Source organism: Enterocloster alcoholdehydrogenati (genome assembly GCF_013282095.1).
Lineage (GTDB): Bacteria > Bacillota > Clostridia > Lachnospirales > Lachnospiraceae > Enterocloster > Enterocloster alcoholdehydrogenati.
Window position 1 is genome coordinate 1 of the sequence record NZ_BLTJ01000010.1, and the last position, 19566, is coordinate 19566.

11 protein-coding genes are annotated in these 19566 nt (G+C 46.0%); 1 reads left to right on the plus strand and 10 read right to left on the minus strand.

Annotation, left to right across the window (positions count from 1 at the left end; translation table 11 throughout):
- Nucleotides 1-408: 408 nt before the first annotated feature.
- Nucleotides 409-8379, minus strand: a complete 7971-nt coding sequence (locus HW447_RS12080; protein ID WP_176255517.1) for a doubled motif LPXTG anchor domain-containing protein — start codon at nt 8377-8379, stop codon at nt 409-411.
- A gap of 405 nt (nt 8380-8784) precedes the next feature.
- On the opposite strand from HW447_RS12080, the gene HW447_RS12085 reads away from it, so the two are divergent.
- The gene (locus HW447_RS12085; protein ID WP_176255518.1) at nt 8785-9948 is read left to right on the plus strand and encodes an AAA family ATPase; all 1164 of its coding nucleotides are present in this window, start codon (nt 8785-8787) and stop codon (nt 9946-9948) included.
- 30 nt (nt 9949-9978) lie between these two features.
- On the opposite strand, the gene HW447_RS12090 is transcribed toward HW447_RS12085, so the two are convergent.
- From HW447_RS12090 to HW447_RS12130, 9 genes are all read right to left on the minus strand, one after another.
- A complete protein-coding gene (locus HW447_RS12090) occupies nt 9979-11154 on the minus strand; it encodes an AfsR/SARP family transcriptional regulator (RefSeq protein WP_243176291.1) in 1176 nt (391 codons plus the stop codon).
- Nucleotides 11155-11198: 44 nt separating this feature from the next.
- Nucleotides 11199-11702, minus strand: a complete 504-nt coding sequence (greA, locus tag HW447_RS12095; RefSeq protein ID WP_176255520.1) for a transcription elongation factor GreA — start codon at nt 11700-11702, stop codon at nt 11199-11201.
- Nucleotides 11703-11898: 196 nt separating this feature from the next.
- Complete coding sequence (locus HW447_RS12100; RefSeq protein WP_176255521.1) at nt 11899-12849, minus strand: tRNA dihydrouridine synthase; 951 nt, start codon at nt 12847-12849, stop codon at nt 11899-11901.
- Nucleotides 12850-13140: 291 nt separating this feature from the next.
- Nucleotides 13141-14049, minus strand: coding sequence for an AEC family transporter (locus HW447_RS12105; protein WP_176255522.1), 909 nt, complete (start codon nt 14047-14049; stop codon nt 13141-13143).
- Between the two features lie 142 nt (nt 14050-14191).
- A complete protein-coding gene (locus tag HW447_RS12110; protein WP_176255523.1) occupies nt 14192-15499 on the minus strand; it encodes a TRAP transporter large permease in 1308 nt (435 codons plus the stop codon).
- On the minus strand, nt 15496-15999 hold the full coding sequence (locus tag HW447_RS12115) for a TRAP transporter small permease (protein WP_176255524.1): 504 nt from the start codon (nt 15997-15999) through the stop codon (nt 15496-15498). The genes HW447_RS12110 and HW447_RS12115 overlap by 4 nt, the downstream gene beginning before the upstream one ends.
- A gap of 1 nt (nt 16000) precedes the next feature.
- Nucleotides 16001-17029: a TRAP transporter substrate-binding protein gene (locus HW447_RS12120; protein WP_243176292.1), complete on the minus strand. Its 1029-nt coding sequence runs from the start codon at nt 17027-17029 to the stop codon at nt 16001-16003.
- A gap of 193 nt (nt 17030-17222) precedes the next feature.
- Nucleotides 17223-18035, minus strand: coding sequence for a response regulator transcription factor (locus HW447_RS12125; protein WP_176255525.1), 813 nt, complete (start codon nt 18033-18035; stop codon nt 17223-17225).
- A gap of 23 nt (nt 18036-18058) precedes the next feature.
- Entirely contained in the window at nt 18059-19507 is a 1449-nt protein-coding gene (locus HW447_RS12130) for a sensor histidine kinase (protein WP_176255526.1), read from the minus strand.
- Between the last annotated feature and the right edge of the window lie 59 nt (nt 19508-19566).

Consider the following 19566-nt stretch of genomic DNA (forward strand, 5'->3'; position numbering starts at 1 on the left):
TTATTTTGTCAACAACTTTTTTAAAATTTATTTTGACATTTTTCAATGTCTTTTCTTTTTCTTTCCTGTCGTTCCCGACAGCGAAGATTATCTTACCAGAAGCATGGATAAATGTCAATAACTTTTTTCATTTTTTTTACTTTTTATTCTGTGCCAAAATCAAATATTTAAAATGTGTCAACTTATCGCATGATATAACCGCCGGAAAGCTGGTATATATGGCTATGCCTCAAGTGCTGTAATAATTGTATGCCAGATGACTTTGCTGCAGGTTTGATACATAAAATTGCATAACCCGCCCCCAACTATTCCGGTATATTTAAATACAAGCCATTCTCTCACGCAGAGCCCCCGGCTTTAATGACCGGGGGCTCTGGTTAAAGATAATATTTTGTTGTCATTTTACCTTTAATTTTCTTCATCTCTGCGCTTTCTTCCAAAGGAAGTGAATACAAGCATGATTCCCGATAATGCCGTCAGTAATGCAGATTTCATTGTATTCTGCCCTGTCTTTGGCAATGGCGCCATTGGAATCAGATCATCATCAATAGAAATCACATCACCGGTACTTGGAGCGGGCGCTAACGGTACTTCCGGCGTATCAATGTTAGTTATCGTACCAGGGCCACCACTGGAATTGCCAGGATCCCTGTGACCACCATTGTTTCCGCCGCCTCCATTACTGCCGCCGCCATTTCCACCGCCATTATAATTAAAGTAAGCAGTGAATGTGGTATCTTCTGCGAAGCTGGCTGCAGAGATTTCATTTGCATTTGCATAATTGACTGTTCCATCAGACCAGCGTGCAAAACTGTATCTGCCGACACCGGATACCGTTACATCTGCAAATGGGTTTACAGCTGTTGTTTCAATTACCTGATATCCATTTTCGCCTTCTGTCACCATCATGATCGTATGAACTTCCACTATGTTTCCATTTATAGTTCCATAGCTTGGGTTTTCAGATACATAGCGGAATGTAATCTGGCGGTAATCCGGTATGTTGTCCGGATGGTTTGGATCCGGATTCTCAGGGTCTGTCTCACCAATCTTATCTTCTGCGAAGTAAGCGGTAAATGTGGTATCCTGTAAATATGTCTGAGATTTCAGGTTCTGCATATCTGCAGTATAATCTCTCCCCTCGGTATCTGCCCAATAATCAAAGGCAAATCCATCAAGGGCTTGTGCAGTTGCTCCGTCAGGGCTGATCGGGTACTTATCAATGTAATTTCCGTTTTCATCTGTAAATGTATGAACCTCTGTCTCTGTTACACTAACAGTTCCCATGGTTTCATCCGCGCTTACATACCGGAAAATCGTCTGATATTTGTCTGGGTGGCCGTCTGGCTTATCAGGATTGATCGGATCCGTAGGATCAGTTCCGCCCATTTCATCTAAAGTGTAATAAATATCTACACGGTTCTGGGCTTCATCGTTGGTAACAAGTTTATCGGCTCCATCTGCCTTTACCAGAACGTATGTATGATCTTTGTATGTCTCATGCTGTAAAACAGTTACATTTGATACTTCCAGGATTCCTGTTCCATACAATGCCGTCCCATTTGTAGATTCAATCACAGTTTCATTTAAACCTTCATAATGTTTCACTACTTCATAGTTATAATTCTTCTGCTGGTATATGATCTCTACATGGTTGGCTTTCACATCGTTGGTGACCAGACGGTCTGACCCTTCTGCCTTCACTAACTCATAAAGGCCGCCCTCATAAAGTTCTTCCTGCAGCACGGTTACTCCTGACGCCTCCAGAATGTTCTGACCATATAACGCAGTTCCGCTCTTAAATACTGCATCTACCTCTTTTCCTTCCGCATCCAGGTATCTCTTTACTACGTCATATACATAGGCGTTCTGCTGGTATATGATCTCTACATGATTGGCTTTCACATCGTTGGTGACCAGACGGTCTGACCCTTCTGCCTTCACTAACTCATAAAGGCCGCCCTCATAAAGTTCTTCCTGCAGCACGGTTACTCCTGACGCCTCCAGAATATTCTGACCATATAACGCAGTTCCGCTCTTAAATACTGCATCTACCTCTTTTCCTTCCGCATCCAGATATCTCTTTACTACGTCATATACATAGGCGTTCTGCTGGTATATGATCTCTACATGATTGGCTTTCACATCGTTGGTGACCAGACGGTCTGACCCTTCTGCCTTCACTAGCTCATAAAGGCTGCCCTCATAAAGTTCTTCCTGCAGCACGGTTACTCCTGACGCCTCCAGAATATTCTGACCATATAACGCAGTTCCGCTCTTAAATACTGCATCTACCTCTTTTCCTTCTGCATCCAGGTATCTTTTTACTACATCATACACATATGAACCTTTTCCGAATGTAACTACATATGTTATATCTTCTGTAATACGTGTTTCTATCGTTGGCTTTTCGGCCTTTTCCCCATTGGCATTCCACTGTTCCGTAGATGGATCATATCCATCAGACGGCACTGCATCAGCAATCTGGTCTTGACTCAGAGTTCCATATGCACCCTCAGTTCCAGGTTCTGCATACTCCATATCTTCATTATTTGAAGATGTGTGCTTATAAAGCGTTACATAAACCGGTTCTGTAATACTTACAGTACCATTTTCTGCCTCGTAGCGAACGATTACCTGATATTTGTCTGGTATATTGTCACTGTTCTCATCCAGTTCGTAATAGACCTTTACCACGTTGTCTGCCGGATTCGTTCCGATTACTACTCCGTTTTTCCTCACATCCTCAAGAACATATGTCTTCCCATTATACTCTACCTGCTTCTCCGGAGCGATCACGAATGCGCTCTGGTATTCTTCCTGACTGACTTGAGTCAGATCTGCATCCATCTCTCCGTCAAAGTAGAATTCCACTCTTGCTTCAAATTTTGCCCTTGCAGCATAGATCAGTTTAAAATGTGCTCCTTCCTTGTATATCTCGACTCCCTCTGGGTTCTCCTTCTCCCATCTTCCCGGTTCTATATAGCCTAATACCGGGTTTCCGGTCGGGATATCGTCCTGCGTCAGCTTATAGCGTCCATTCTCATCCCACTTGCCTTCCTCATTCACAAGTGTTACCACCTGCTCATACCATGTCTGTCCGTTTTCAAAAGTTCCGTTGGTTACTGCGTAGGTTACGGTTGTCTGATACTCATCCGGTATTCCGTCACCGTTCTCGTCCTCTCCAAATACTGCCACATATTCTGATGTTTCATACAGTCCATTTTCCTTGCTGTATATATCAATAATGTCTCTTGTGAGATTCTTTTCCCAGCTTACAATCTCTCCGTTATTCATCCAGTATTTGAAAGCCCATCCTTCCTTACCTGCTGCTGCAGAACCTTCAGGTATTCCAGTTGCCGGTCCTACGCTTTCGGACTCGGGTGATGTGATTCCGTGATCTGCATGATCCGGCCTGTAGCTAATCACTACTTCAGCATTTTCTTCCCACTTGGCATATACATCTGTATCTTCTTTAATTCCATCCAGGTTTTTATCCCACCCGTCAAATGTATATCCCGGTTTCGTAGGAGGCTCTGGTTCTTTAGCTGTACCATTCCAGTCTACAATATCCGTTCCCCACGGATTTTCATTATCTTGTGACTCCCAGAACCGAACTGTATACTGTAATTTAAAATAGACCTTAAGCACAGTACTCCCATCCGCTGCAACCTGTTTGCTCCACTCGCGTTTTTGGGATTCATCCAATACATAATGTTTATCCAGACTGAGATCCGGAGTCTTATCAGCATCCGTTACCGTTACCAAACTGCCCGTCTCTTTACTGCGGGATTCTGATTCGGACCGGAAAACAAATTCTCCAGTTTTGCTGTTTTGATAATAGTAGTTTACACGATATACATTTTCAGCCGCTTTCCATTTTGCCCAAACCTCAATATCTTCTGTGATATGATTAAAGTCTCTATTCCAGCCATCGAAAATATATCCTTGTCTAGTCGGCTCTTTCGGCGCCTGCGCATCTTTACCCCAATCTACTTTCTGCTCCTTTAAGAGTGTTCCGCTCTGCATTTCCCGGAAATTTACCGTGTACTCAAGGTTAAAATACACCTTAAGTTCTGTACTTCCATCTGCTGCCACGTTTCCTTCAAGAACACTCTGCTGTTCATCCAACCTATAATGCTCCGGATCCATCGTTGGAGTCTTATCCGTTTCGGTTACCGTAACAGGCTGATCTGTCTTTTCTTTTCGTACCTGTGAGGTGCCATTTTGAACAAATTCTCCAGTTTCTGTATCCTGGTAGAACCAGCTTACCTTATAGATGTTATCTGCGGGACTCCATTTGGCATATAATGTGATTTCCTCAACGGTATCATCTTTTGCTATCTCTGCATATGTTTGGGTATCCTTGTATTTGTCAGTTAACTCTGAGTCTGTATACCATCCCTCAAACACATATCCTGTACGGTCCGTTTTTCCGCTCAGGTCTGCAGAATTCCATTCAACTGTTTTTGATTCTACCGCAGTTCCTCCATTGGTTTCATATCTCACCGTATAGGTGTTTACCGTCGGAGTTGTGGTCAGACGAATGACATGATTTTCATCTGCTGTCGAAACTGCCTCTTTCAGATCCCACTTGCCTGCTGTATGCGTCTCGTCTTTGCTGTCCTTCCAGCTGCTAAACGTCACACCCTTTTCTACTGGTAAAGCCTGAACTGTGACCACATCCTGCTCATAAGCTGAAAGATCTTCTTTATACTCAGAATATCCTCCTTCATGTTGATCAACTCCAGGAATCGTGTAGTTATTTTTATCTTCAGGCGCAGAAACAGACGCGGTTCCGTTAATTTGGTAACTTACCGTATAAACCGAAGAAAGATAAATATACACAGTTGTACCAGACTTAACATTATCTATAACGTTCTTATTGATCGGCTTACATCCATCTTTTCCATGAGCCTGGACTGCATAAATTGCATTTAATACGCAGTTACCTTTATTATAGGTAACTTTCATGTCAATGCAGTCATATTGCTCATATCCAAAATGGATGGTGCCTTTCTGAGCTATATTTCCATCCAGATAAACTTCTACGTTTGCTGTACCCTGATAATACTGATTTTCATTCGGTTTGTTGTTATCAATATCGACAAACGGGCCTTCTATTCTATCATTTATAATTTCTTTAAAAGTCCACGTTCCAATGAACATCAGTGACTCTGCATTCATTTTAACTGTCTCTTCTGTCACTTTGGAATCATTGAGGTACCATCCATCAAATTCCCAGAAACCTCCGTTTGCCTCATCTGCAATCTTTGTATTTTCCGGTATTGGCTTAACCTTAACCGCCTGACCTTCATAGTATTTGTTTGAATCTTCAGGGGCTTTATCCTGCGTGATTGCTTCTGGATATTCAGTATCTTTAATATCGTCTGCATTTTTATATCGGAAGCTATAGGAAACTGTTCCCTGGTCTGCAATATCGCACTGTGTCTGTGCTGAATCCTTAACGGTTGCATATGTAGTGACCTGAGAATCTGTAATCGCCAGACTGTAGCTGTAAGCAATCTCTGCATCGACATTTAAATCAATTTTTCCTGCTTCACAATCTTTTTCCGTTACTTTATACGGAACAGTTGCACGATAAAACGAACCATACTTATGAAGTTCTCCAGGATCTACTTCCCTCCCTCCAACAGTTAAGGATGTAAGACTTACATCTTCAACGTTAAGTTCTTTTCCATTAACCTGAGTATTCGGAGTAATGTCTACAGTTATATTCAGAACATCTCCTGGTTTGACATTTATAGTTTTATCACTGGAAACCCGTACATCCATTCCAGGTTTTACGCCATATACTTCAAACTTTAATGTCTCTGCCTCTGTTCCCTGGCCTGCCGTTCTGGAGAATCCAAAACAAGCAATATATCCAGCTTCTTTGCCTTTTTCTATAGCACTTTGCAAACCTGGATAATGATCTATATTTCCAAAATTGTCCAGATCCAGGGAGTAGATATCACCGTTTCCAGATGCCCCCAGTCCAGTCAGAAGATATCCTGACTCTGGCTTTGCAAAAAATACAATGTATCCTGATTCACGTCTAGTTGAAAAGTCCTCTATTTTAAAGCTTTCATCAACCTTTTTTAATGAATTTTGTGCTGCTTCATCCGCATCATTAAAATGGATATAGGCTACTTCTGCATATTCGATTGAGGGGATAAACGTAACATCTTTCCCTTTATTATATGATGGCCATTTACTGCCTCCAACCAGCGCATAAATTGAGAAGTGTTCTGCCTCAAAAGAAACTGTAGTAATACCATTATCACTGGCAGTATCCATTTCTTCACTGACCGGAATAACAGCCGTTACATCTTCAGCGGTTACTTCAATCTCTTCTTTGGCAACCAGTTCTTTTGCAGCCCTATCGTCATCATATACCGTTTCTACATATACCGTTTGTACCGTATCTGCTGACGCTGCCTTTTCTTCAACAGACTGGCCTGAGAATGTAACAGTTACATTTTTGCTGCCGCCCCAGATTTCAGAATCCAGCAGCTGATCCCCCAGCCAAAGGTTGATATCAAATGCCATAACAGAGGATATTTCTTTCCCTTCTCCTGCCATTCTGTCTGCAACAGCTGCCTCTACATCTTCATTTGCCCTGGATGCACTTGCAGTTACACCTTCTGGAAGTACGCCTTCCTCTGCACTGATCTGAATCGTTACACCATCCACCTCAATTGAATCCAGTGTAACCGCAGGATGATTTCCGTTTTCTGTCATATTGACCTCAACATCCATCTCACCTGCAGCTTCCAGCACGGAATACCATACAGTCCGGGAACCATCTTCATTCTCTTCTGTGCTGTCGGCTTCAATGATTTCTCCATTTACAGCCACACTTTCCACGCTGTAACCAATCTGGTTCTTTACTCCGAATACAAGTGCCTCTCCCTCTTCCACACCCCGTGGGCCGTCTATGATCCTTGCACTGTGCTCAGGGTTGATCGAGTAGGTCACCTTGCAGCCTGGAACATCTTCCAGAGCTCTCAATTCATTTAAGGTTCTGGTATACGCCTTCGCCGTACTGCACCATCCCATACCAACCAGGTCGCTGTCTGTAGCTGCCGGTTTCTTATCTTCTTCTGGCTTGGAAGGAGTGGCCGGCAGAACAGGAACTGCCGGTTTGGTTTCTTCGGAAGCGGTAGTTTCAGGTACATCCGTCTCAGGAACGACGGTTTCAGGTACTGTGGTTTCCTCTGGCGTTTCTGCCGTTGTCTCCTCGGTCTCAGCCTCTGTGGTCTCTTCACTGCCTGAAGTTTCTGTAGTTGCCTCCTCGGAAGTCTCCTCTGTCTCGGCTGCCGTTGTCTCCTCGATGGATTCTTCTGGAACCGTTGTCTCGGCTGTTTCCTTTTCTGTTGCTTCCGTTTCAGACTCTGTCTCCGTTTTACCTTCGTTTTCTGTCTCTGCTTCCTCGGACTCGACTTCCGTTTCTTCCACAGCCAATGTGTTTTCCTTATCCGCTACCCTTGGCACCTGATAGCGGGAAATGGAAGAAATGACTGCTGCTGCATCTTCGGCATACGTTCCTTTCTCAGTTTCACTTTCTTCCAGTCCTGCGTCGGTCTCAGCCGCTGTGGTTTCTGCCTCAGTTTCCGATTCTTCTAACGCTGTCTCGTTTGTTTTCTCGGTCTCAGTCTCTGCAACCTCGGTTTCTCCAGTTCCTGTAGTCTCTTTTGGGACTGTGGTTTCTTCCGGTGCAGATGATTCCTCTGTCTCCTCCGGCGCATTAGTCTCTTCCGCTTTGCCGGACTCTGCCGGAGCCAGTGTCTCAGCAGGAGTTTCCTCCGGCCTGGAAATAATGTTGCTCTCCTCTTCACCGAACTTATCTTCATAGCTCTTTACGGTGATTCGTTTGGTGCTCTTTACCTTTTCTTCCCCGTCTACAGTACGGATGATTTTCGTGGAACAGCTGATAGTGTCTTCTCCATTATTTACATATAGGAAAATAACTTCCTCATCTCCTGTGACCATATACATATCATCAGCATCCTCAGGCAGGCGTACAAACGTTCTTACTTCCGCGTCCATATCCCCGCCCTGGATATTGGGAAATACCTCATAGACCCTTCCTTCGCTAAAGAACAGGGCATCAAACTTTTCAATGGCGCCATTGGTAAAGTTCAGATCATCCGCTTTTACCGGGTTTCCATTTTCCAAGGCGTCGTTGACGGCATCTACCAGATCCGCGCCGTAGATCTCAAAATCAACCTGATTTCCCCCTGCTGCATACGCTGCGTTCAGATCTGTTCCCACACTGGTAAAAATCATCACGAACGCCAGCAGCAAAGCAACGAAACGTTTCTGAGCGTTCAGTTTTTTTCCTGAAAATGCCCGTTGTCTTTTCCGTCCTTCCATACTTCTTCTCCTCTCTATTTTTTTCACAGACCTCCCTGGCCCGTATAAGCAGAGTGTATCATTCGGCAATTACTGTCTGGTTACAAATTAAGGTTTTATTAAAAATAGCTTAATTTTTTTCATCCCCTTTTGAAATCTGCTCATCCTTATCATATCAAATGAGGCGTTATGGCAAGCGTTATTTTCTTCCTGTCATTCATAGAATTTTCATAATTCGGAATATTTTTTCTGTCCAAAAATATCCTGTTTTTGCAGTACAGTATTACATTTTTGTTATATTTATTATCTGAAAATATATGAGCTTTTCTCTCACTTATTGAATTTGCAATAAAACCATGCTACAATAGAACCAAACGCAAACTGTGAGTTTTTTTCTCACTTATATTATTGGGAGGTCATGGCTTTATGCTGAACCAGTTTATTCTGCAAAACTACCGTTTATTTAAAAATGAAACCCTGCTGGATCTGTTTCCCGCTCCAATCAACGAACACAAAGCAACTCTTCTTCCTGCCACAGAAGACCGGGAGGTATTTCTTCCCGTCATTGCTCTTTATGGGCCTAACGGCTGCGGAAAATCTTCTATTTTAGAGGGACTATGGGGCTTATGCCGCTTTATGGACAGAGACTACTCTCTTATTCTGTCCAGTTCCCGCAGCAGCTGCCGGCTGGATCTTGATGGCTCTTCAAAGCCAATGTCCTTTGATATACTTTTCAGAAACGGCGGCTTTCTCTTCCGCTACCAGCTGGAAATTTTAAAAGGCGCTGTAAAAGAGGAGCATATGTTCTACGGACGGCCCGGCACAGATGACGCAGGTATACTGTTCGGGCGCAGCGGAAATGATATCCATCTGGGGACAGCCGCAAAAGGGCTTATGCTGACTGGAATTCCTTCTTCTTCCCCTCTTCTTCCCCTTTTGGCAAGCCGTTCCGGCTCTCCCTGCATTCAGGCTGCTGCCGACTGGTTTTCCCAGGCGGGTTTCTTTACCCAAAAAGCGTCCTGGAATACCCCCTCTCTCCCGGAAGAACACGAAAAAAAAGGACGGCTCTGCCGTCTGCTTCAGGATATGGATCTGGATATTCGAGATTATTCTTACAGAAAAGAACCCGACACTCCCCAGCCGACGCTCTTTTTCACCCACGGACAACCAGGAAATCCACCCTTTGTGGTATCATATGAGGAGGAATCTGAAGGGATCAAAAAACTTTTATGCCTTTTGCCGGCTATTCTTAAAAGTCTGGACTGCGGAGGACTTCTTCTGGCAGATGATCTGGATCAGGTTCTGCACCCCCATCTGCTGCGTTTCCTCATTTCTTTATATAAGGATCGTGAGAAAAATCCTAACAATGCGCAGCTGCTTTTTACCGCTCACAATACCGCTATCCTCACGCCGGGACTCATGCGGAGAGATGAAATCTGCCTCTGCTGCCGGCCGGAAGGAAAGGAGGCCGTGCTCTACCCGCTTTCTTCCTACAAAAAAGAAAACGGCCTCATCCCAAGAAATGATGAAGCCTATGGCAAGCAATACCTTGAGGGACGCTACGGCGCTTCCCCCAGAATCCGCAGATAACGAAAGGTTTCTTGTCGGGAATCTGTTTTCCTATCCAAGAACTTCGTATTTTAAAGTAACTTTTCGGAAACCCGGCCAGCGGCGAAGATTCTTTTCAATCCGCCTGAAAATTGCCTGACAGTATTCCTTCGGTGAGCCATTTAAAAGAATCAGATACTGATCAGGGCTGTAACAGGTAAAGATATCGCCTCTGCGCAGGGTGGAGCCGATGGCAGCGCACAGTTCACGGGCAGCCTCCTTTTGCAGGTCCCCTCTGTTTTCTAAAGACTTTCCTCTAGAATCCAATAGAAATACGCAGATTAAAACATTTTCCACCTCAATTCGTTCGGACATACGGGCCAGAAGGCGGTAACAGTCAATAAAAGACGGGTAGGCACAGTAATAAGGCCCCTGAGCCGCTTCCCGTTCTCTCAAACTGCCCCGTACGTCCTTTAACATATCAGCTGTATAGCGAATCTGGCTGCTCATAAGCCGAAAACGTTCCAGCATTCGTTCGGAAGGCGGCAGTCCCTGTTCTTCAAAATATTGTTTCACCACCCGTTTATATACCTGCATTGCTTCCCGAAAACGTTTCATGGAAATGAGACAGTCCATTTTCATAATCTGACATTCTTCATAGGGATAAAGCTCACAGGCCGTATTGATGAGCTTCAGCAGCGCTGTGTACTCCATCTTGTCCTGCAGCAGGCGACTGACCTTCCTTAAACATTTAAAATACAGTTCCTGACAGCGGACACTGACTACAGTGATCCATTTTTCCCCGGTCATCTGTGAGAGAAATTCTCCAGAATAAAGACTGCAGGCACGGCACAGCCGCTCCCCATCCTCCGTCTCCATGGCGCAGAGAGCGGTATCCTCAAAGTCCCTGGCATCTACATATGCCTTCAGCGCCCGATCATCCCAGCGATAAATCCCTCCCTCCGTCCGAATGTATTCTCCCGGAGACAGATATTCATCCAAAAGCTTTCTCAGACGAAACACCGCGGCCCGCAGGCTGCCTGAAGGGCTGGCATACTCCCCATTCCCGTAAAGCATATGAAGAAGCTCTTCCCGTTTGATACCGCTGTCATGATAATACAGCAAAATCAGAAACAGCTGAAGTACCTTCCCTGACAAAGCGGCGCCAATCGGCAGCGGCCGGCCGTCACATTCTGCAAATGCAGTTCCCATCATATACACTTTAAGCACCCTTTGTCTCTTACCCATGTTACCTTCCCCCATACCATTACCATAGCAGATTTAGAATTCGGTCAATAGCTTCTCAGCGTATCTTCCTCATCCTCGGCTGTTTTATCAATTCCGCGAATCTGTGCTTCATAACCATAGGAATCATTTACCTTGATGTAAACCGTATCTCCTACCTTCCGGCCGCGGATGGCCTTTCCCAGAGGGGAATCGATGCTGATAAGCCCCTTTAAGGAATTTCCCCTGACGGTAGTCACCAGCTTATAGGTCTCTGTCTCATCATCATCAGGGATATAAAGCTCTACCCGGTCGCCCAGCCCTACCTCATCCGGTTTTGATTTATCAGAAATAATCCTGGCTGTCTTTATCATCTTCTCCAGATAGCGGATGCGGCTTTCGTTGCGGTTTTTATCCTGCTTGGCAGCCTTGTATTCAAAATTTTCACTTAAGTCCCCCTGGGCCCTGGCTTCTTTTACAGCCTCTAAGGCCTCCCTTCGTACCACCAGCTTGCGGTACTCGATCTCCTCTTCCATCTTTTTGATGTCGCTTTTTGTCAGGTTATCGAACATAATAAAGACTCCTTAAGATTCTCTTCATTTTCCTTTTAAGAATTTTATGATTTATTTAGCGTATGAACAAACTTTGTCCACATTTATCCTGTATAGTAATACTCGTAAGGTTGATGAAACCTTTCACCATACAGGAAGACACTTTTTCATACCTAAGCCGGCAGATCCCCCCCTTTTTCTGCCGGCTCCCTCCATTTTATTCCCTGAACATCTGATCTGTGATAATCCTGTATTCGCTCAGGTGCTGGGCCTTGCGAAGTTTCTTTATATACGGCTCCCAGCCTGGATCAAAACGAATCAGGTGAGCCCACATCTCTTTCATCTTAAACAGCACGTTTCTTTCCCCGGACATGATTTCAATATACCCTTCCAGCAGCTGGCTGTGAAATGCTTCCAGACGCTTTTTGGGCGTCCTCTCCTGTCCGGGAGCCGGACGGCCGGAAACCTTCTCTATCAGGAACGGATCCATCAGAATCCCCCTGCCAAACATAACCGCTTGCAGATCCTGATAATCGTCTGTAAGACGGTTATAGGTTTCCGAATCAAAGATATCTCCATTATAGCACACCGGAGCATGGCTGTCCTGTAATGCTTTTGCAAAGTTTTCCATTTTGGGATGATATTTATAAAAGTCTTTTAAGACTCTCGGATGAATGATGAGTTCTTTCAGCGGGAAATGGTTATATATCTCCAAAAGGCGATCAAATTCCAGCGGATCCTCTGCCCCAAGCCTTGTTTTAACAGAAAATTCCATTCCCAAAGATGCCATTCCCTCACAAACCTGATCCAGGAACGTTTCCAGACGCTCCGGCTCCCGTAAAAACCCCGCTCCTTTTCCCTTCGCGGTTACAGTGGCAAAGGGGCAGCCAAGATTCAGGTTTACTTCCCGATAACCGTATTCTTTTAAATCTTCTGCGGCCCTTAGGAAGTCCTGGCTGCTGTTTGTCAAAATCTGCGGCACTGTCTCCATGCCCTGATTATGTTCCGGCAAAATGTCATTCTTCTCCCGATGGCTGAATCCTCCCCCATTGTTTTTAGGTGCCAGAAATGGAGTGAAATATTTGTCCATGGGCGCAAAGTGCGCATGATAGGCATTTCTGTATACATATCCCGTAATCCCCTCCATGGGGGCCAGGTAAAATTTCATAGGTATTCTCCCGTCTATGTAATGATAGTAATCTACTTTTGTAACCGTTTTACGCAGACTATAGTAAACCAAGCAGTCAAAAATGTCAAGGAGGGGGATGTATGCGTAATTGTATGGAGCATATCCGCATAAAAAACCGGCCCCGGAACGCCTTATGCGCGCCGAAACCGGTTAAAAAAGGGGAGGATAAATAAGTATTACTTTTCTCTTTTGTGATATTTTTAGTATGTCCTTCTATCCTTTGGTTATACACATTTTTCTGATATTTTCAAACCTTTTATTTTACTTTTCCTATAAAACTACCAGCAAAACAGCGGTGATCAGGACGATACTGATCACGATGGAGATCGAATTCACCGCGCTGGCCAGCCCGAAATCGCTTTTCATATCCGCAGTGAAGGCAGGAGCAGCAGAGGCGATGGGGCTTAAGGGAAGGATTGCCAGGGCCTGCCGGTATTCCAGAGGAAGCGGCATGAAAAAGTAGAGGGCTGCGGCAATGGCAATAGAAATGCTGTAGCGGAGTGCAAGGATCTTTACGATTTTCCCCTTCTGGCTGGTATCACCGGAGATTTTAAAGCCCACTCCCATCATCAGCATGGCCATAAAAGCGTTTGCCCCGGAGATGACGCCGGAAAAGGTGATCATGGGAGCTGGAAGTGTCAGGTGAAGCAGAGATAAAACCGTCATAAGCACATACGCATCAAAGGGAACCGATCGTATCAGCGTCTTTAAAATCGGTATAAGATAGATCTTTCCCTCTCCATTTTTCACCATTTGGGCTACGCTGTAAGCACCGCCCAGACAGATAAAGGAATTTCCCGTATCAAAAAGACTGGTAGTAATCACGCCCGCAGGGCCGAGGAAACTCTGAGCAAAGGGCATGGTGAAGTTTCCTATGTTATAGCCGGAACTGTTGAGAATGAAAAAGCTCTTTTCCTCCCGGTTTTTTCCAGCTGCAAGCCAGCCGCCTCCCATCATGATCACGCCGCCGCCCAGCCCCAGAAGGGAAAGGATTAACAGAGACGCTTCCACCTGGGCTCCGGAAAAGTTGGCTACAATGGCTGCTGGAAGGGTGATCTTTAAAACGATCTTTGAGAGGACATGAAAATCTTCCTCTTTAAAAAATCCTTTTTTTCTCAGCAAGTATCCCATCAAAATGATCGCCACAAAGGCCGCCGCCTTCATAAGTATCTCTGCCATTGTCATTCTCCTTGTGTTTTCTTGTGTTTTTCTCTTGTACTATAACAGAAACCACCCCCGTCTTCAATAGGCAAATATGTGCAAAAGCGCCCTGCCGCATATACGGCAAGACGCAGTTTTGACAGATCGGATGGGCTTTTATTTATACGTATCCCAGCAGGCCCGGCAGCCACATAGACAGCGCGGGAACGTAGGATACCAGCATCAGCACCACAAAGATCGCTGCAAAATAAGCCAGCAGCGGCTTTATTACCTGCTCAATCTTGGTCTGTCCTACCTTTACTCCTACAAACAGGGTGGTTCCCACTGGAGGCGTGATAGTTCCGATACACAGATTGAAGATCATCATAATACCGAAATGAATGGTGTTCATCCCCAGTGTCTGGCAGATGGGCAGAAAAATAGGGGTGAAGATCAGGCAGGCAGGCGTCATATCCATAAAGGTTCCCACAATCAGGAGAAGGATATTGATGATGAAAAGGATCACATACCGGTTGTCGCTGATTCCCAGCATTGCCTCAGATACGGCCGTTGGGATTCCCGTAAATGCCATTACCCAGCTCATGATGCTGGACACACCGATGAGGAAAATGATGATACCCGTCATCTCCGCGCTGTCAAGGAAAATCTTCGGCAGTTCAGAGGGATTGATGGACTTGTAAAAAAACACGGACAGCACCAGGCTGTACACAACAGCTACTACGCTTCCCTCCGTAGCGGTAAAGATACCGGAAATAATGCCTCCGATTACCACAACAATCATGAACAGACAGGGAATGGCCTGTAAAAATACCTTAAGTTTCTCGCTGGCAGTAAATTTCTTTGTGCTGCGGTAGCCCTTCTTCTTTGCAAAGAAGTAAATCACCACCATACACGCCAGCCCCCAGAGGATTCCGGGAATGTAGCCCGCCATAAACAGGGCGGCCACGGAGGTTCCGCCGCTGACCAGGGAGTATGTAATCATAACGTTGCTTGGAGGGATCAGAAGCCCTGTAGGAGCGGTAGCGATGTTCGCTGCGGCAGAGAAATCCCTGTCGTATCCCTCTTCCTCCTCAATGGGACCGATAATGGAACCCATGGCAGACGCAGCGGCCGTACCGGAACCAGAGATGGCGCCGAACAGCATATTCGCCACCGCATTGGTGTGCGCCAGCGCTCCGGGAATATTGCCTGTGAATAATTTTGCAAAGTTAATCAGACGGATGGCAATACCGCCCTTATTCATCAGGTTTCCTGCCAGAATAAAAAACGGGATGGCAAGAAGGCTGAACACAGAAATACCGGAAAAAATGCGCTGTGCACCGGTCAGTACAGACGCGCCTGTATCAAGAACCGGAAGGATTGCTCCGATGGATGAAACAGCCAGAGCCACAGCGATGGGTACACCGGCAAGAAGCATGATCACAAGGAGCACCAAAATAATCAGCCCGCAGGCAACTGCGATTGTCATAATCTAACATCCCCCTTCTCCTTAAAGTCCATATGAGCCACGTCAATGGCATTCATAATGCTGAACAGCATGATCAGCACGCCGGTTACAGGCACGATGACATAGATATATGCCATGGGAACCTGTAAGGATGCGGTTTTCTGTATCATGGTAAGCTTTGTGATAGACGCGCCGCCATATACCATTACCACTGCCGCAAGAAGGAAGGTTAAAAGATCAATGGCAATCTCCAGATATTTTCTGGGAGTTCCCGTAAGCTTATCTGCCAGAAAGCCCATTCTCATGTGGTCTCTTTTGCCGAAAACATAGGCTGATGCCAGAAGCGCCATCCATGTAAAGGAGTAGGTCAGCAGTTCCTCAGACACCGTGCTTGGACGGTTAAAGAAATAACGGGTTACGATCTGATAGCTGCCGATCAGGGTCATAAAGACAAACAGGGCGATGATTATAATACCCAGTACCCGCATGAGGCCGGCTTTTACTTTGTGCATGGTCTCCATCCTACTGTCCTCCTTTCGCCTGTTCGTTGGCTGCCTGAATATGGTCGTAAAGATCACGGATCTTGTCATTTTCCTGAAGCATGGTCTCGTGAAGAGGGAGCACCTTTTCCTTAAATGCCTCTACATCCACGTTGATAAATTCCACACCCATCTCTTCTGCCGCAATCTTCTTGGCTTCTTCAATGCTCTTGTCCCACTCTACCATCTCTACCTCTGTGGACAGAGCCGCCGCTTCCTTAAATATCTGATAATCTTCAGGACTTAAGCTGTTTAAGAATTTCAGGTTGGCTACCAGCATATCCGGCACCATCTGGTGCTTGTTGTAGGAATAATATTTTGCAACCTCGCCGTGCTTATTGTTAGTAAGGGCCAGCTCATTGTTCTCCGCGCCGTCGATCACGCCCTGCTGGATGGCTGTATACACCTCGCCAAAGCCCATGGGAGCTGCCGCTGCGCCAAAGGCCTTTACCATCTCTACGCTGGCCGGACTCTGCTGTACACGGATCTTCTTTCCCTTTAAATCCTCAGGCGTCTTAATAGGAGTCTTTCCATAGAAATTACGGGTGCCTGCATTATACCAGGTCACCACACGGAAACCCGCTTCGTCTGTAGACTCGTATACCTTTTCCATATAGTCTGTATCCTGCATTACAGATTTATATACCTCCTCGGAATCAAAGAGGTAGGGCATACTGAAAATCTCATATACATCAGCAAAGGTCTCTAAGTTTGCCGTACCTGCCACTACAAAGTCAATGGCCCCAGTCTGGGTCAGCTCAATAGCCTTCTGTGCCGATCCCAGAAGCTCATTTGGAAATATCTGAACCTCGTATTTGTCCCCCAGCTTCTCTTCCACATATTCCTTAAATGCCAGAAGCCCCAGATGTTCCGGGTGCGTCTCTGACTGGGCATGGGAAATGCGGATGATACGCTTGCCGCCGGTCAGAGAACCACAGCCTGACAGACTGGCTGCCACTGCCGTTCCAAGAGCTAAAGCCGCCAGCTTTTTCATCATCTTCCTCACGTTCATTCTCCCTTTCTTTATACACATTTTATAAAATAATGGCAGCGTTCCAGGATAGGGCATCTTCTCGAATGCCTTTCGTCCTGAACAGCTACAAACAATTATAAAAAAAGGAAATCGAATTTTGTACCGTAAATCTTTGACATTCAGGAAGAAAATTTTGTTATGCCTCCCCTTTTTTCAAAAGAAGAAATCCAGTTCAAAGGCTGTCTCTGTACTCAGAGGGGTTCATGCCTTCAATCCGTTTAAATACCTTGGCAAAATAATTAGCGTCATAATATCCTACCATCATACTGACCTCCCGGACACTGATATTTTTATCCTGCAGAAGCCTTCTTGCCTCGTTCACCCGAAACTGGGTAAGATATGCGGTAAAGTTCTGGTCAAAGCACTGCTTAAACAGCTTGCAGAAATAGGCGTCGGAGTAATTCATCATCCGCGCCGCGTCCTGCATGGATATCTCCTTCATATAGTTTTTGCGGATATACCTGCGGATCTTCTCCGCAGTCTGTGTCATGTTGGTTTCATCCCCTTCTTCTTTTCCTCCATTCACCTCATCATGGCTCTTTTCCGCTCTGTGTCCTGTGAAATTTCCACTTTCTTCCATATTATACTGTTTTTCTGCCAGCTGCTCCCTCTTTTCGATCCTGCGCATGGCCTCCTCCATCACCGCAGTCAGCTCCTCTTCTTCACAGGGCTTGAGCAGATAATCCAGCGCATGGATGGCAATCGCCCTCTTTGCATATGAAAATTCATCGTATGCCGTCAGGAAAATGATCTCACAGTTCTCATCCAGTCTGCGGATCTGCTCTGCCGCTTCCACACCGTTCATCTCCGGCATGGAGATATCCATGATCACAATCTGACACCGTTCCTTAAAGCACAGCTTCACCGCCTCTTTCCCGTCCACTGCCTGAAGGATCCTCAGACTGCCTCCAAACCGATTCAAAAGCCGTCTGGCCAGGGCCATACGCTCAATCTGTTCGTCATCCGCCAGCAATACCTTATACATTCTTCCATACACTCCCTTCTATTTCACCGCTCATCCTCATCCTTATACGTCTCCGGCGTGAATGTAATCTGCACTGCCGTACCGCAGCCGCTTTTGCTGTAGAGAAACATTTCCCCGTCCCGGTACATGGCGCGGATCCGGCGGTAAATATTTCCCAGCCCAATTCCCGTTCCGTTTTCATCCCCATCTCTCAGTGCAAGACGAATCTGTTCCAGCCGCCTGGACTCTATTCCCACACCTGTATCCGCCACCGAGATCCAAAGCCGCGCACCCTCCTTCCAGGCACGCACCAGAATCCTTCCGCCTTTGCTGTCAGAAGAAAGGCCATGCTTTACCGCATTTTCCACCAGCGGCTGAAGCATAAAGGAAGGCACCAGGATGTCAAGAGTCTGGGGTGCGCAGTCTGCACAATACCGTATCCGTTTCCCAAAGCGCATCTGCTGAAGATACATATAATCCTGAACCACCTTAAGCTCCCGGTCCAGCGGCATCACTGATGCGCCGGATTTCAAATTGTAGCGAAACAGGCGGCTCAAAGCTGTAATCATCTTCTCTGTGGCCTTTGCATCCTCGATCTGAGCAGTACTGGCAATCATATTCAGCGTATTAAATAGAAAATGAGGGTTGATCTGGCTTTTCAGCATCTGAAGGCGGACTGCCTGAAGCTGCCGTTCCTTCTCGTGGTTTTCCTTTAACGCATGAATATACCCTCTGGTCGCTTCCTTCATTTTGTAAAATGACTGTACCAGAAGGCCAATCTCGTCCTCTCCCTGTACCGTAAATTCCGGGCCGGAAAAATCATTTTGGGCGATTCGGGCCGCCTCTCCAGCCAGAATTACTACCGGCTGAACGATGCTGAGGCGCACCGAACGGCTCAAGCGCCACACCATCCAGAGGGCCGCAGCTCCCCAAAGAATACTGATCAAAGGCAGCAGGACAAGCAGCGGCCTCTGGCTTTCATAGCGGGCATTTCCCGCCTCCATCGTCAGCTGCTCCAGCTGTCCGGCCTTATCCTTTATATATCCCTGAAGCCGATAGATCTGGTACAGCCGTTCTACATAATCTGAATCATCGAGATTCATCTCCCATAATGCCTTCGTCTCTGCCTCATAATTTTCGTACATATTACGAATGGACCAGGTTCTGGCATATATGGCCGGCCCCGTCTCCCTATAATCCAGCGGCAGGGCATCCAGACAGCGCCGCGTCCGTGCTTTTGCCTCCAGAAAACGCTCTTTTTCCTCAGGAAGAGAGGTGTCCGCATACCGCTCGAAGGCAAGACGTTCTGATTCCATGGCCGACCAGAAGGCCAGACTGGCTGCATTATCGTCCAGGATTTTCCCAAAGCCGCCAAGTCCAAAGCCTGCTACCAGCAGATTTGCCCCTATAGAAAAAAAGACCACTGCCCCGGCACAGGCAGCGATCCATCTCACTTTTTTCTCCAATGAAAGAGACAGCCAGCGTTTTGCCATAATGATCCTCCCAAATTCCGTAAGTGTTTCCAATACAAGGTGTATTGATTATACGTCAT

Bases quoted from the DNA above. Each gene is read 5' to 3' on its own strand.
- HW447_RS12115 (WP_176255524.1), bottom strand. From the start codon at position 15,999: ATGGAGACCATGCACAAAGTAAAAGCCGGCCTCATGCGGGTACTGGGT.
- HW447_RS12125 (WP_176255525.1), bottom strand. From the start codon at position 18,035: ATGTATAAGGTATTGCTGGCGGATGACGAACAGATTGAGCGTATGGCC.
- HW447_RS12080 (WP_176255517.1), bottom strand. From the start codon at position 8,379: ATGGAAGGACGGAAAAGACAACGGGCATTTTCAGGAAAAAAACTGAAC.
- HW447_RS12090 (WP_243176291.1), bottom strand. From the start codon at position 11,154: ATGGGTAAGAGACAAAGGGTGCTTAAAGTGTATATGATGGGAACTGCA.
- HW447_RS12130 (WP_176255526.1), bottom strand. From the start codon at position 19,507: ATGGCAAAACGCTGGCTGTCTCTTTCATTGGAGAAAAAAGTGAGATGG.
- HW447_RS12100 (WP_176255521.1), bottom strand. From the start codon at position 12,849: ATGAAATTTTACCTGGCCCCCATGGAGGGGATTACGGGATATGTATAC.
- HW447_RS12120 (WP_243176292.1), bottom strand. From the start codon at position 17,029: ATGAACGTGAGGAAGATGATGAAAAAGCTGGCGGCTTTAGCTCTTGGA.
- HW447_RS12105 (WP_176255522.1), bottom strand. From the start codon at position 14,049: ATGGCAGAGATACTTATGAAGGCGGCGGCCTTTGTGGCGATCATTTTG.
- HW447_RS12110 (WP_176255523.1), bottom strand. From the start codon at position 15,499: ATGACAATCGCAGTTGCCTGCGGGCTGATTATTTTGGTGCTCCTTGTG.
- HW447_RS12085 (WP_176255518.1), top strand. From the start codon at position 8,785: ATGCTGAACCAGTTTATTCTGCAAAACTACCGTTTATTTAAAAATGAA.
- greA (WP_176255520.1), bottom strand. From the start codon at position 11,702: ATGTTCGATAACCTGACAAAAAGCGACATCAAAAAGATGGAAGAGGAG.